At 34.4% G+C, this 262-nt stretch carries 1 protein-coding gene; it reads right to left on the reverse strand.

All coding sequences use genetic code 11. From position 1 onward, the window contains the following. Positions 1-262, reverse strand: a 262-nt coding sequence (locus tag SB772_RS42330) for a hypothetical protein (protein WP_410838813.1), incomplete at both ends; no start/stop codon positions are given.

Raw genomic sequence — 262 nt, forward strand, 5'->3', positions numbered from 1 at the left:
ATTGAAAACTTTTACATCCTTAGCATCAGCTCCGAAAGTAATTCCGTTGTTTTTTACTGAAGTGTTTTTCACAAAGTTTACAGATTTTGCTTTGTTGATGTCCGAAACAGCAAGAGTTCCAGTAGTAACTGTAATATCGTCAATAAAGAATCTATTATTAGCAGCTACTGATCCTTCAAATTTAAGAGTTACAGCTCCTGTAGCTCCTGTGATATTTACTGTATAGGTAGAGAAAGATCCTTTTACTAAAGTTACCGTTGCT

Source organism: Paraburkholderia sp. SIMBA_030 (assembly GCF_046535245.1).
GTDB lineage: Bacteria > Pseudomonadota > Gammaproteobacteria > Burkholderiales > Burkholderiaceae > Paraburkholderia.